The organism is Bacillus sp. EB600 (assembly GCF_024494385.1).
In the GTDB taxonomy this organism is placed as follows: domain Bacteria; phylum Bacillota; class Bacilli; order Bacillales; family Cytobacillaceae; genus JAEVLT01.
The window spans coordinates 39801-54118 of the sequence record NZ_JAEVLT010000011.1; the positions used below are offsets into that span (position 1 = coordinate 39801).

Here is a 14318-nt window from a genome sequence, read left to right on the forward strand (position 1 = left end):
TATGAGAAGGGTTGGCTTCTTTCAATCTATACATGTTAAATTTGTGATCATTTACGTATTGCTTATTTTGGTTGCTATGCAAATTATTGGCGTTTACTTTGTCAAACAGCTGCAGTCAACCTTAACGACAAACTTTGAGACATCGATAAAAGAACGGGTCAATTTACTTGCTTATAACGCCGTAGAACAAATGGAGAAGGAAAGAACACCGCAGGACCCGACCCTTGAGGAGGATATTAAAAAAGTTCTTCGCGACTTTTCAGCTGTTGATATTTCCGAAGTACGGATCATTGACCGGTCGCTAAAGATTTTGGGAACATCGGATCCAAACAATCAGGGAGTTGTTGGTCAAAGAACAACAGGACTAAGAATCAAACGTTCACTCTTGTTGGAGGAAGATCAAAGTAATATTTTAATTGACCCGCAAACAGGACACCGAATTTGGGTGTTATCATCGCCAATTAAATCTGGTAAAAAGGTGATTGGATCTATTTACCTTGTTGCAAAAATTGAAAATGTGTTTGCCCAGATGAATACAGTTAATAAGATTTTTGCTACTGGAACGGGCATTGCCTTATCCATTACAGCCTTATTAGGTATTTTATTAGCGAAAACAATCACTAGGCCAATATCAGATATGAGGAAGCAAGCTTTGGCAATGACAAAAGGAAACTTTTCTCGAAAGGTTAAAGTATACGGCTATGATGAAATTGGAACATTGGCCATTTCCTTTAATAATTTGACGAAGAAGCTCCAGGAAGCCCAAGCAATGACAGAAGGGGAAAGAAGAAAGCTCTCCTCTGTTTTGTCCTATATGACAGATGGAGTTATTGCTACTGACCGGAAGGGGCGCGTCATTTTAATCAATGACCCAGCGTTAGAAATGCTGGATGTTTCACGTGAAACAGTTCTTACTCAGCCAATTGTCACTTTGCTAGGATTGAGTGACACGTTTACCTTTGAAGAATTAATAGAGGTTAATGATTCGCTTATTTTGGATTACAGTACAAAAAATAAGCCCTATATTCTACGCGCTAATCTTTCTGTTATCCAAAAGGAAACTGGTTTTGTGAATGGTTTAATTACCGTGCTTCACGATATTACTGAGCAGGAAAAGATCAATATGGAAAGACGGGAATTTGTTGCAAATGTATCGCATGAACTGAGGACCCCTTTAACAACGATGAGAAGTTATTTAGAGGCCTTAGAAGATGGTGCGTGGAAAGATGAAGAAATTGCTCCTAATTTTTTAGAAGTAACCCGTAATGAAACAGAGCGAATGATTCGCCTTGTGAATGACCTCCTCCAGCTTTCAAAAATGGATAGCCCTGATTACAAGCTCTCAAAAGAATGGGTTAACTTTGTGAAATTTTTCGATCGGATTATCGATCGATTTGAAATGACGAAGGAGCAGCATGTTACCTTTAAAAGAAATCTTCCGGATGAGGCAATTTTTCTTGAAATTGATGAAGATAAATTAACACAGGTTCTTGATAACATTATTTCGAATGCAATGAAATACTCGCCTGAAGGCGGTCAAATTACATTTTCGATTAAACAAGAAGATGATCAAATTATTGTCAGTGTCAGAGATCAGGGAATGGGAATTCCAAAAGAGAATGTAGGAAAGATTTTTGAACGTTTTTATCGCGTAGATAAGGCAAGATCAAGAAAATTAGGCGGAACAGGCTTAGGACTTGCGATTGCGAAAGAAATGGTCCAGGCACATGGCGGAAACATTTGGGCAAAGAGTGAAGAAGGAAAGGGAACAGAAATTTTATTTTCTCTTCCGTATGAGCCTACTGAAGAGGATGAATGGGCATGAAATACGAAACAATCAAAACTACCATGTTAACCATTTTAGTATTGTTAAGTGTTTTTTTAACATGGAATCTTTGGACCTACCAGCCTAAGTACGCAACAATGGAAAAAAACAATGTTGTTGCTGATACGATGAGTGAAAAGCAGGAAATAAAAAAAATTGTCAGGCCTGATATGGTGTTGTATCACAAGCAAGGTCAATACTATGGTACAACAAGAACGGATGAGCTTGATAAACTGATAAAAGAGTTAGGGCATTGGAGCTTTACTGACGTAAAAATCTATGCTGATAAGCCAGAAAATCTTAATGAATTGACACACGGAAATGGGAAAGTGGAAATTGTTTTTCCAGCTGAAGTCCCGATTGAATTATATCAAAATGTTTTAAAATTCACGGATAAGAAAATCCCCTCATTTAACTTTGACCGCATTATTATTAATGCTGAAGGTCTAGACAAAGGCAATGGAATTGTTTATTTTGTTTCGACAGTAAATCAAGTGGTATACAGTAGTCATATTTCTGCTTCCTTTTTAAACGACTTTAAGCGGGGCTTCTATAAAGGTGCAGGCCGATACCCAAGCTACATGAGCTATAATGTTAATGAGAAGCGGACGATCTTCTTGCCTGAGAACCCGGTTGAAATGATGGTCTATAAATATTTACCTGTAACCCTTAATTCTGAAAAGTTTAAAGATGCCCTCTTCAATGATCCCAATTTCGTCCAAAAAAGCATTGTTACGAAAGGCGAAGAATATACAAATGGATCAAGTAAAATGAATATTAATTATGACAAAAATATGCTGCTTTATGTAAATCCAACTGCAAAAGGTTATTATCTTGAGGATTCAAAAGGATTAATGAAACGAAGCATTGATTTTGTCAATGGACATGGCGGCTGGACAGACCCTTATCGGTATGTCGAAAGAGATGATAATAATCATCAGGTTACATTTCGTTTGTATAGTGAAGAAGGATACCCGGTTTTTAATGAAGATGGACTTTCGGAAATCAGTGAAACCTTTGGAAAAAATGAAATTAATAAGTATATTCGCCCGAATATATCAATGGAACTTCCAATAAAGACCGAAATGCAAAAAATAACAAGCCCGTCGGGTCATACAGTACTGCAGTTTATTCAAAGTCAGAAAAACTTTAAGCCCGAGCTGCTTCAAAACATCGTATTAGGTTACGAAATGGGAAGAGATTCAAAGGAATCTAAACTTATCATCCTAAAACCTGTATGGTTTTATCAATATGATAACAAATGGAAGCAGATTTCGATGATGGAACTGGGGGGAATGAATAATGGATTGGAGTAAAATTAAAACAATCTTTATTTTAACCTTCCTGATTTTAGATGTTTACCTCTTTTATCAGTTCATGAAGATTCGAGATGCCAATAAATTTGAATTTATAACGGAAGCAACCTTTGAGGACAAGCTGAAGGCCGATGAAATTAAGTATATAGAACTTCCAAAGGCACCGATAAAGGACCAATACATCAGTGCTAAGCCGAACATTTTTACAAAGGAGGACATAGCCAAATTAAAGGGGCAAACGGCTTATCTTAAAGATACAAAAACGATTGAAGCTACTTTAGAAAAGCCTGTCCAACTAGACTCCAAATTTGATGCTAGTAAGGTCACCTCCTTCCTAAAAGAAAATGTTCTGTATGGTGATCATTATAAATTTTTTAGCAAGAATGATAAAAAGGATACGATAACGTATTATCAACAATTTGATGATAAAGTATTCTATAAAAATAGAAGTGGAATGGTCACGCTCAATCTTAATAAAGAAAACCAAGTTTTTTCCTATGACCAAACCTATCTTGTTGGAATAGAAAAGATGAATAAACAAGAGGATGTTCTTCCTCCGTTAAATGCTATTGAAACCCTGCATCAAAAGGGGCTGCTTAAACCAAAAAGTGAAATCACTACTATTGAGTTAGGGTACTCTACTCTAGTCCAGCTAGCAGCTTCACAAGTTTTAGCACCAACGTGGCGAATCGTCGTAAATGATAAAGACAATTTGTTTGTTAATGCTTTTGAAGGACAAGTAATTAATTTTAAGAGTGATGAAAATAAGGTAGTGGAGTGAATAACATGTCATTGCAGTTTAGTGTATTGGCAAGTGGGAGTACAGGGAATGCTTTCTTTGTTGAGGATGGACAACATTCCTTCCTCGTTGACGCTGGATTTAGCGGCAAACAAATGGAAGCACTTTTTCAACAAATCGACCGGGACATCAGCAAACTGTCTGGCGTTTTTGTTACTCATGAGCACAGTGATCATATAAAAGGAATAGGGGTAATCGCCCGCAAATATAACCTGCCAATCTATGCAAACGAAAAAACATGGAATGCAATGGACGGACATATTGGGGAGATTCCAACGGAGCAGAAGTTTATTTTTAATATGGAAAGTGTAAAAAGCTTCGGATCAACTGATATCGAATCATTTGGAGTATCCCATGATGCCGCAGAGCCGATGTTCTATGTATTTCATAATTCAGGTAAAAAGATTGTTCTCATCACAGATACCGGTTATGTAAGTGATCGAGTAAAGGGAATCATTTCAAATGCGGAAGCGTATGTGTTTGAATCAAACCATGATGTTCAGATGCTGCGCATGGGGCGTTACCCATGGAATATTAAGCGAAGAATTCTAAGTGATGTTGGACATGTTTCTAATGAGGATGCAGCCATTGCGATGAGTGATGTCATTGGCGATCATACAAAAAGCGTGTACCTCGCCCATCTAAGCCTTGATAATAATATGAAGGAACTGGCGAGAATGGCAGTGACCCAGACACTTGCTGGAAGAGGTTTAATCGTTGGCGAGCAGTTTGATATCTATGACACGGACCCTAAAATACCGACCATTTTAACGGCAGTTTAGGTTTATAAGAAATGAATATCGGAAATACAAAGAGTAAGGGTGCCTATATAAATAAACACCCCTGCTCTTTTTTTCGCTATGAAAGTCTCTTATTTTTGGTATTATTTTATGTCTTATAATCAACATTAATTGTAGACAATTCGGGTGCGTGCTTATGTCTATAAGTAAAATAATCCAAAAAAAGGAGAAGGAGAATACATACGTGTTCTTGCAGCATTTAATAAAGATTTTGCTGTTACCGCTTGTTTTTATGCTCTTTCTAGCACCATACACAAGTGCTGACTTAGCTGATGAGAAACCAGCCGGTAATCCAGGAAGACTGATAACAAGCATTAATGATCATTGGAAATTTCATCAGGGTCCCCAAGGCACAAAAGATCATAGTATAGTTAATTTTAATGATAGCAGCTGGAAGCGGATTAGTCTTCCTCACACGTGGAATGTAAAGGATGGAACCGACGGAGGAAATAACTACGTTAAGGGCGATGGCTGGTACAGAATAGAATTACAGATTCCTAAAACCGCTAAGGGAAAGACTTTATATTTACAGTTTGCTGCTGCAAATAAGGAAGCTGAAGTATTTGTTAATGGCAAGGCAGTACCGTAAAGGCAGATTACAGCAGCCGGGTGTATTTGTTTGGGATAATGTAGAACTTAAAGCAACTGAAAATGTGGTGATTGCTGCAGCACAAAAGGCAGATGGAACGAAGGTAATCAACCGTGTTATGAATTGGAAGGTTCATTAGCGACCCCCTGCTTTTTTTTGAATCTGTTAAAAGGACATTAAGAGTGGCTGTTGAATCTAAATCTTTAATGATAAGAGTATAAATGTTTTAATAAAGCCAATCTATACATAGCAATCTTTTTTTGAGAGAGGAATGGTGTAAATTGGGTTATTATGATGATCATTCACAAGGACGTTTTAAAGGAGATCAAGGCGGAAAAAAGAGCGGTTATTTTTTTGCTGGCCTAGTCGGGGCTATATTAGGGGCTTTCCTTATTTTCATAGCACTTCCTTCATTAACACACCGTGATGTTATTCCGAATAATCAACCTAGTAATAATGCAAACGCAAACCTGAATACAAACACCAAAAATGAGGTTATTCAAAAACAAGTGGCATACGATGTCGATACCAGCACAACCAAAGCTGTTCAAAAAACAAGTAGTGCTGTTGTTGGAGTTACCAATATCCAATCATCGTCATCTAATTTATGGTCTGACAATGCGACAGGCAAAAATAGTAATGGTGAAGAGGCAGCAGGGACCGGTTCAGGAGTTATTTATAAAAACCAAGGAAACAGAGCATTTGTCGTCACAAACCATCATGTTGTTGAGGGAGCCACGAAGCTTGAGATCAGCTTAGACAATGGAACGAAACTTCCTGCAAAGCTTTTAGGCAGTGATATCTGGACTGACTTAGCGGTGCTGGAGATTGACGGCAGTAAAGTAAAACAAGTTGCTGAATTTGGAGATTCTGATCAGTTAAAAATTGGTGAACCGGTTATTGCCATTGGTAATCCGTTAGGACCGACCTTTTCAGGGTCTGTGACAAAAGGAATTATTTCCGGGTTAAGGCGGACAATTCCCATGGACATAAACCAGGACGGCGTTATGGACTGGCAAGCAGAGGTACTGCAAACCGATGCAGCGATCAATCCCGGTAACAGTGGTGGGGCCCTCATTAATATCGATGGCCAAGTCATCGGAATTAACTCAATGAAAATTTCCCAAGAGGCAGTAGAGGGAATTGGCCTGTCAATTCCGATTAATTCAGCAAAGCCGATTATTTCCGACCTTGAAAAATACGGAAGTGTGAAACGGCCATATATGGGAGTAGATCTAAAATCCGTGTCGGAAATTCCAGCCTATTATCAACAAGAAGCATTAAAGCTCCCAACTAATGTAGCTTATGGCGTAGCGCTTCGGCAGGTAGTTCCAGGCTCCCCGGCTGACCGGGCAGGGTTAAAGGAACTGGATGTCATTGTTGAAATGGATGGCAAAAAAATTAATGATGTCATTGAGCTGCGGAAGCATTTGTACCAGGAAAAGAAAATTGGTGACCAATTAAATGTGAAATTTTATCGGAGTGGAAAATTGAAAGAAACTTCTTTAAAATTGGTATCTGATCGTACACAATAGGAAAAAAAGCGGGAAGTTATCAACAAAGGACTTCCCTGCTTTTTTTTGTGTTATGATACCAAGAGATTCTGCATTGAAAGGTGAAGAAAAAATGAAGATTTATTGTTGTGAAGAGTGTGTGGAAATTGCGTTAGATACAATTGTGGATAAGTGTGAGACTCCTCCCCTATTTACCAAAATAACTGGGGATAACTTATCAACAGCCTGTGAATACTGTCAAAAACAAGCTACATATGTTGTGGCGAACGAGTGATCTGCCACAAAATGTGGATAAAAATTGTGGATATGTGGATAAGTTCTGTGGATATCTTGTTTGTAAATTGTTTGTAATCATTTTGTAAAGGGCTGTGGATTGTGAATATCTCGATTGTAACGGTCGGAAAGTTAAAGGAAAAATATTTAAAGCAAGGAATAGATGAATATTTAAAACGATTAACCTCCTATGCAAAGGTTGAAGTAATTGAGGTTGCAGACGAAAAGGCACCGGAGGAACTAAGTGCTCTGGAAATGGAACAGGTTAAGCAAAAAGAGGGCGAAAGAATTTTAGCTAAGATCAGCCAGGATGCCTATGTGATTGCCTTGGCCATTAATGGGAAAATGGAATCGTCTGAACAGCTGGCTGATTCCCTTGATAAACTAGCGACTTACGGCCGAAGTAAAATTGCGTTTGTGATCGGCGGTTCATTGGGGTTAAGTGATGAAGTAGTAAAACGCGCAGATGAACAGCTCTCTTTTTCCAAAATGACCTTCCCCCACCAATTAATGAGGCTGATCCTTGTGGAACAAATATATCGGGCTTTTCGGATAAATCGTGGTGAACCGTACCATAAGTAAATGAGGTTTTTCTTATCCTTTAGATATGGAATATTATAACAATAGAGAAGTCGATTACCAACTAATGTAGGTTAATAAATGTTCTAAATTAATTGTTGTTAGCTTTTCATTTTAGTCTAATGCTAATAGCATTTACATTATGGTAATATATAATTGTTCCATAATAAATTTTTATACAGGAGTGGAATATGTGAACAATATTTATCAACAAGGCAAAGATTTTGCAAAGTCCTACATACTGCCTTACACTGAATTGACTGACAAGGAGTCGAGATTTCCTGAAGAAACCTTCAAGGAGCTAGGTGAAAAAGGCTTTTTAAAACTGCTTATACCTAAAGAATATGGCGGATTTGGCAAAGGACTTGAAGAGCATGCCCAGGCTTGTTTGGCATTTGCAGAGACCTGCACGACTACAGCCCTTTGTTACATGATGCATAATGTCGCATTGATGTGTGTTTTAACTCATGGAAGTGACGAACTAAAGCAGATGATTTTTACAGATATTATAGAAAATGGGAAATTCATGGCGTTAGCCTACAGCGAATTCGGAACAGGAACGAACTTCTATATACCGCAAATGACTGCTGAGGTTAACGGGGACAACACGACTTTTACCGGAGCAAAAAGTATGGTCACATCTGCCACATATGCTTCCTACTATCTCGTTCTTGCACCATCTGTTGAAGAAGGAAAAATAAACAACTGGGTATTCCCTCTGGAAACAAAAGGCTTATCCTTTGATATGTCAAAATGGAATGGTTTTGGATTGAGGGGTAATTCGTCTTGCCCAATGCATATTGATCATGTAACCTTGGATTCATCTTTTCGCATTGGTGCTGAAGGTTCAGGCCAAGAGCAGGTATTCAACGTGGTAGCTCCATTCTTCGTCACAGGGCTAGGGGCAGTTTACAGCGGTACGGCCATGCATATGTTTGAAATAACCAGCAACCATGCTGTGGGTAGGAAATATCCTGATGGAAGGACCCTTTCTAATATTGAAACAGTCCAAGTGCATATTGGAAATATTTATAAAAATGCAGCAGCCGCAAAAGCTATCACTTTAGAAGCAGCGAGGGCAGGTGCAAACGGTGAGGCTGATGCACTTGCAAAGATTCTGGCGGCAAGAATCTTTGCTTCAGAAGCGGCAATCGAATGTGGAAGGCTTGCCATGAGAGTTGGCGGAGGAAAAGCTTACAATAAGTCTCTCCCTACGGAAAGGCTTCTGAGAGATGCTTATGCCGGACAAATTATGGCACCAAATGCCGACGTTTTGGCTATTTGGCTTGGAAAAGCATTAACAGGTCAGATGATTCCATAAAGATAAAGGAAGGAGTGGGCATATTGAGTAACGATAGAATAAAAGTCGGGGCTGTTATTTATGATCCGAGGGTTACCGTGATCTGGGGGATCATCGCTGATTTTTTCAAAGAGGAAGGGCTTGAAATTGAATGCCTTTTCTATAAGGATTATGAAGCTCAGGTTGACGGATTAATGAACAAGGAAATAGACATTGCTTGGAATTCGCCTCTAGCATGGTTGGACGCTTATTTGAGAACCGATGGAAAATGCCAGATGGGTTCAATGAGAGATACGGACAGAGACAGAAAGACCTGCTTCATTGTCAGAAAAGACAGCGGCATCACAAATCTCGCTGAGCTACGGGGCAAGACGATTGGCTTTGGAGCCATCGACTCTCCACAAGCAAGATTGATCCCAATCAACCATTTGCATAATAATGGGCTTGAATATGGAGCAGACTACATGGAGAAAAGGTTCGATATTGGCGTTGGCCTTCATGGTGACCACATCGGAGGAGAACTGGATGCCATTAAAGCATTGTTGACAGGCACTGTAGACGCCTCGGTAACGCTGGATTTGAACTGGGACGCTTGGAAGAAGGATGGTACCGTTGATGAAAATCAATTGGTATGCATTGATACAACGGCTTTGTTTGATCACTGTATTTTCGTTGCTCATCCTGATTTTCCAACTGAAAGGTTCAAAGAATGGCAAAAGGTGCTTCATAGAATGGACTATAACAATGAGGCCCATAAGAAGATGATGGATATGGAAGGTTTAAAGGAATGGGTTGAAGGCAGAATCACAGGATTTCAGCAATTACGTGAAGCCAATGATTATTTGAATTTCTTTTCATAAATAAATGCCAGATGAATGAGTTACAAGATAAATTATTCCTATTAGGCTTGTTTAGTTAGAGAAGCATGTTTTTTTTCGCTGCTTCTCTTTTAAATTTACATACATTTTGGGAGATGAAAAACATGAAAAGACCATTACCGCTATTTCCCACTTCCTTAATCGGAAGCATGCCAAGATCAAAAGAGGTTCTAAGAGCCCTCAGAATGATGAGAAAAAGGACGATTGATCCAAATGACTTCAACAAGCTTATTGAGAGGGAGACTCAAAAGGTCATTAAGCTGCAGGAGGATTTAGGGATTGATATCATCACAAGTGGAGAACTTGGACGGGATAACTATGTGTCCTTTGTTTCCGATAAAATTGGCGGCGTTAGAATGATGAGCATGAGTGAAATGCTCGATTATATTGATGATAAAAAAGCTTTTGAGAATATTTTAACCACGCTCGATGTTCCGGCAGTCAGCATTAAAAATGCTATTTGTGTTGGTAAGTTGCACTACAATGGTGATATTGTCGCAAATGAGCTGATGATGATGAAGAAGTTTACCGACAAACCCGTTAAGATCACAATGCCGGGTCCCTATCTTCTCACCAGATCAATGTGGCTTCCTAATCTCTCGGGTAAGGTTTATGGGAGCAAGGAAGAACTTGGGCAAGATGTTATCAAGATCATGAAGGAAGAAATAGACAATCTTATCAACATAGGGGTCGATGTGATTCAATTTGATGAACCGGTTCTGACCGAGGTTGTTTTCACAGAGGGAAAGCCAAGGTCATTTATGTGCGCAGCTCTATCCGAGAGAAAGGATCCAACAGAGGAGCTTGAATTTGCAGGATCCCTGATTGGACAGATTATGGAGCATATAGAAAAACACAAGACAGTTTCTTCTCTTCATGTCTGCAGAGGCAACTGGAGCAAGAATGAGAGTATTTTATTGACAGGTCCATATACACCACTGCTTGAGTTATTTGCAAATGTGAATCCGGACCTTTTAACACTTGAATTCTCAACGCCAAGGGCTGGGGAGTTAAGCTCAATATTGACTGAGTCAAGGATTGTTGAGGATACCGCACTTGGTTTAGGAGTGATTAATCCACGTACAGATGAAATGGAGACATTGGACTCCATCCTTACAAGAGCGGAAGAGGCCATGGCTTATCTTCCAAAGGAAAAATTATGGCTAAATCCTGATTGCGGTTTTGCAACTTTCTCAAATAGTCCAGTTAACATACTTGAAAATATCTCGGGCAAAATACACTCATTGACAGAAGCAGCATCAGTACTAAGGAGCAAATATGAATAAGCAGTCGAAAAGAGAAATAAACACATTATATGAGTCCAGGATTTTTGATATGAACTTTAGGGGGACATCAAATAATCTCTCATCTGTGAAAATATTTACAAACAAAAACAGCTTTCAGATCGAAAAGCAAATCAGCTTTGACTCAGAAGACAAACAAATCAGCAGTCTTGAATATTTCGCAGGATCCGTTTTAAGCAGCATCATCCTGACGCTTTTAGAGCAGTCGAAAAAAAGGGGTCCAATGATTGAAGAAATTGAAGGGGTTTTGAACCTTTCACTGGAAAACCCTCTATCCTTGGTTGGTGTAAAAGGGTATGATGAAGAACCGTTTATCAGCAAAATAACCTTAACCGTTTTTTTATTTGTTGATCTTGAGGACAATGATTTTGATGATTTTTGCGTCAATGCGCTTAATAATTCTCCTATTTACAATACGTTAAAAAGATCAATGGAACTTGAGGTCAAATTTAAAAGGCTTGTATAGGTGCCATATTCAACATATACACAATATGCGATACCACAATACCATAGACATACCCAAAAATCTTAGTTTAATTCAACAATATTCTTATTCATTGCTTTATGTTGATTATGGAAAATAAACCTCATTTAGACCCATCACGGTGAACCGTACCATAAATAGAGGCCGTTTTTTTGAATAAGTTATAAATACCCGGAAAAGGTTTCATGAATGAAGGACATTATGCGGTTAAAAGAGATAATTTTGTCCTTCATAGAAGGGGTGAAGGACATTTTCTAGGTTCAGAGGGGTATTTTTGTCCTTCATTGAACGGATGAAGGACATTATGCGGGTTCGGAGAGGTGATTTCGTCCTTCATAAGGCAGATGAAGGAGATTTTGCTCGCTTCGAGAGAGGGTTTATCAATAAGATTTATATCTAAGTTTTAGAACATGGATTTTGGTCAGGGGAATCAATAAAGTCAATAATTTCTCTAATATCTTTTATCCTAAGTACTTCTGCAATTCGCTCAATATGATTGGAACTAATTATTTGCCTCTTGTTGTTGGCCAACTCCCATAGCGTGGCGTACTCAATACCTGATAGATTGGATAAGTCCTCAAGTGAGATCTGATTCTTTTTAATCAGTTCTTTAATTTTAACAACGGTTTTTTTACTCATTATAGTCATCCTTTGTTTTCATGACAGTTTATTAATTATAATACAAAAATATCATTTTAAAATAGAAAAAAGTGGTACGCTTATACGTAACGACAACAGATTAAAGAATATTTTGGATGCCCTGTATTTTAAGAACAACAAATGGATTTATCCGTAGGTATTCTTGCTGCGAGAAGTGAAATCTTCCCTTGAATTCTTTTAACTAAATCCTTTTTATATTCTTTTGTTTCAACTGAAGTGAAATGCTGACTTTGAATATTATTAAATCCTTCCAAGGCCTGTTTAGTCCACTTTATTTTCATTTATAGCTCACCTTGCTCAATCATCTCTAAAATTTCATCAGTAGAAAAAACTTTGCATTCTGCAATGTCCCCTTTTGTATATAATAATTTTTGCTTTAACTCCGGGTCAAGTTCAACATCTTCTACTCCTGTTGTTTCCGGCTCTGCGCTTAATAAACGCAACTCCTTTTCTACTATTTCCGATTGGATGTTGTGCTTTTGGATACAGGATGTTCAACCACAATCTTTGATACGGATGAAGTTGAAGAAGTAGAACTTATCATAGACCGTAAACTTCTTCATTTTAATCATTTCATATAAACAAACAAGAGCAATCTTATTGAAGAAAAACGTCTGTTTTCCTTAAAAGGAGATTGCTGCCATTTTATTTTTTCTCAGTTTTTTGATTCATTCATGTGCTTTTGTAGCTAGATTGGTTAAAGATTTTTATAATAGTCAACATGCTAACAATAAAAGAAGCTAACAACCTATATGTGGTCGTTAACTTCTTTTTCACTTTTAATGGACTGGTGTTCTTATGATTCGCAATAGCCGCAGACAACTTGTCCAACTGCTTTTGCGGCCACTAAAAGAGCATCTTCATCAATGTCAAATTTTGGATGATGATTAAAATAGACATTTTCTACTCCTTTTGGCCTACATCCAATGTAAAAGAAACACCCAGGAATTTTTTCAAGATAATAGGCAAAGTCTTCTGATCCAGAGTTCATTGGTCCTTCATAGATTTCCTTAATATCTTGATCGTCTATATTTTCAATAAAGGATGTAGCAGCTGCTGTTATTGTTGGATCATTGTATAATGGCGGATAATCTGCAGTATATGTCAACTCACAGCTAACCCCAAACTCCGCTTCAATCCCTTTTACAATGCGGTGAACTTCTTTTTCAATCAATTGTTGTGTTTCACCTGTCATGTAGCGTACATCACCTTCAAGTTCAACGCTATCTTTAATGACATTGAAAGTCCCTTTTCCGTCGAAAGAACCAATCGTGACAACCCCAACATCAAATGGATTTAATCGACGGCTAATAATCGTTTGAATAGCTGTTACAAAATGTGCTCCAGCAACAATTGAATCATTTGCCATATGAGGAGAAGAGCCATGGCCGCCAACCCCTTGAATCTTCAGTTTGAAATAGGTTCTACCAGCCATCGCATATCCACTGCGGAATCCAATAGATCCTGCTGGCTTATTAGGGAATAAATGAATGCCAAAAATAGCATCTAGGTCGTCTAATAGACCAGATTCCACCATTCCTTTTGCTCCACCTGGAGGTGCTTCCTCTGCATGCTGATGAATAATTTTAATCGTCCCGGCAATCTCAGCTTTTAATTGGATCAGACAGTCAGCAAGAACTAAAAGGTAAGCGGTATGTCCATCATGTCCGCACGCATGCATAACACCTTCATTTTTTGATTTAAAAGGTACATCCGTTTCTTCCAAAATGGGCAGTGCATCAAAATCTGCACGGAATCCGATTGTTTTTCCCGGTTTTCCTCCTTTAATGGTTACGATCATTCCATAGCCATTTCCAACATTTCTTTGAACCTCTACATCCTTTCCACGATAGAAATCAGCAATGAATTGAGCCGTTTTTTCTTCATGAAAAGATAACTCAGGATTTTCATGTAAATAACGGCGAATTTCGATAATTTCATCTTTACGGGATTCTAACATTTCCATTAATTGATTCTTCATGTTACTATCTCCTTTT

General features: G+C 38.3%; 17 protein-coding genes. 13 read left to right on the forward strand and 4 right to left on the reverse strand.

Going from position 1 to position 14318, the window contains the following annotated elements; all coding sequences use genetic code 11:
* Position 1: 1 nt before the first annotated feature.
* From walK to JN080_RS13525, 13 genes are all read left to right on the forward strand, one after another.
* Positions 2–1825: a cell wall metabolism sensor histidine kinase WalK gene (walK, locus tag JN080_RS13465; protein WP_256236531.1), complete on the forward strand. Its 1824-nt coding sequence runs from the start codon at positions 2–4 to the stop codon at positions 1823–1825.
* Positions 1822–3141 carry a YycH family regulatory protein gene (locus JN080_RS13470; protein ID WP_256236532.1) on the forward strand — a complete coding sequence of 440 codons (1320 nt, stop codon included), beginning with the start codon at positions 1822–1824 and terminating at the stop codon, positions 3139–3141. The genes walK and JN080_RS13470 overlap by 4 nt, the downstream gene beginning before the upstream one ends.
* Positions 3128–3922 (forward strand): two-component system regulatory protein YycI, encoded by a 795-nt coding sequence (locus JN080_RS13475; protein WP_256236533.1) that lies wholly within the window; start codon positions 3128–3130, stop codon positions 3920–3922. Before JN080_RS13470 ends, JN080_RS13475 begins: the two co-directional genes overlap by 14 nt.
* Before the next feature lie 5 nt (positions 3923–3927).
* A complete protein-coding gene (locus JN080_RS13480) occupies positions 3928–4722 on the forward strand; it encodes an MBL fold metallo-hydrolase (RefSeq protein ID WP_256236534.1) in 795 nt (264 codons plus the stop codon).
* A gap of 202 nt (positions 4723–4924) precedes the next feature.
* Complete coding sequence (locus JN080_RS13485) at positions 4925–5329, forward strand: sugar-binding domain-containing protein (RefSeq protein WP_256236535.1); 405 nt, start codon at positions 4925–4927, stop codon at positions 5327–5329.
* A complete protein-coding gene (locus tag JN080_RS13490; RefSeq protein WP_256236536.1) occupies positions 5310–5468 on the forward strand; it encodes a hypothetical protein in 159 nt (52 codons plus the stop codon). The genes JN080_RS13485 and JN080_RS13490 overlap by 20 nt, the downstream gene beginning before the upstream one ends.
* 142 nt (positions 5469–5610) lie before the next feature.
* Positions 5611–6864 carry a S1C family serine protease gene (locus tag JN080_RS13495; RefSeq protein WP_256236537.1) on the forward strand — a complete coding sequence of 418 codons (1254 nt, stop codon included), beginning with the start codon at positions 5611–5613 and terminating at the stop codon, positions 6862–6864.
* Between the two features lie 91 nt (positions 6865–6955).
* A complete protein-coding gene (locus JN080_RS13500; RefSeq protein ID WP_256236538.1) occupies positions 6956–7117 on the forward strand; it encodes a CxxH/CxxC protein in 162 nt (53 codons plus the stop codon).
* 101 nt (positions 7118–7218) lie between these two features.
* Positions 7219–7698: a 23S rRNA (pseudouridine(1915)-N(3))-methyltransferase RlmH gene (rlmH, locus tag JN080_RS13505; protein ID WP_256236539.1), complete on the forward strand. Its 480-nt coding sequence runs from the start codon at positions 7219–7221 to the stop codon at positions 7696–7698.
* Positions 7699–7888: 190 nt separating this feature from the next.
* Positions 7889–9016 (forward strand): acyl-CoA dehydrogenase family protein, encoded by a 1128-nt coding sequence (locus tag JN080_RS13510; protein ID WP_256236540.1) that lies wholly within the window; start codon positions 7889–7891, stop codon positions 9014–9016.
* Positions 9017–9039: 23 nt separating this feature from the next.
* Positions 9040–9855, forward strand: a complete 816-nt coding sequence (locus JN080_RS13515) for a phosphate/phosphite/phosphonate ABC transporter substrate-binding protein (protein WP_256236541.1) — start codon at positions 9040–9042, stop codon at positions 9853–9855.
* Between the two features lie 122 nt (positions 9856–9977).
* Positions 9978–11159: a cobalamin-independent methionine synthase II family protein gene (locus JN080_RS13520; protein WP_256236542.1), complete on the forward strand. Its 1182-nt coding sequence runs from the start codon at positions 9978–9980 to the stop codon at positions 11157–11159.
* Positions 11152–11643: an OsmC family protein gene (locus tag JN080_RS13525; protein WP_256236543.1), complete on the forward strand. Its 492-nt coding sequence runs from the start codon at positions 11152–11154 to the stop codon at positions 11641–11643. Before JN080_RS13520 ends, JN080_RS13525 begins: the two co-directional genes overlap by 8 nt.
* Before the next feature lie 414 nt (positions 11644–12057).
* Here JN080_RS13525 and JN080_RS13530 read toward each other — a convergent pair whose 3' ends face one another.
* The 4 genes from JN080_RS13530 to JN080_RS13545 form a co-directional block, all read right to left on the reverse strand.
* A complete protein-coding gene (locus JN080_RS13530; RefSeq protein WP_256236544.1) occupies positions 12058–12300 on the reverse strand; it encodes a helix-turn-helix domain-containing protein in 243 nt (80 codons plus the stop codon).
* Positions 12301–12428: 128 nt separating this feature from the next.
* On the reverse strand, positions 12429–12602 hold the full coding sequence (locus tag JN080_RS13535; protein ID WP_256236545.1) for a hypothetical protein: 174 nt from the start codon (positions 12600–12602) through the stop codon (positions 12429–12431).
* Positions 12603–12764 (reverse strand): hypothetical protein, encoded by a 162-nt coding sequence (locus JN080_RS13540; RefSeq protein WP_256236546.1) that lies wholly within the window; start codon positions 12762–12764, stop codon positions 12603–12605.
* A 353-nt stretch (positions 12765–13117) separates the two neighbouring features.
* A complete protein-coding gene (locus JN080_RS13545) occupies positions 13118–14302 on the reverse strand; it encodes a M20 family metallopeptidase (RefSeq protein WP_256236547.1) in 1185 nt (394 codons plus the stop codon).
* Positions 14303–14318: the final 16 nt, after the last annotated feature.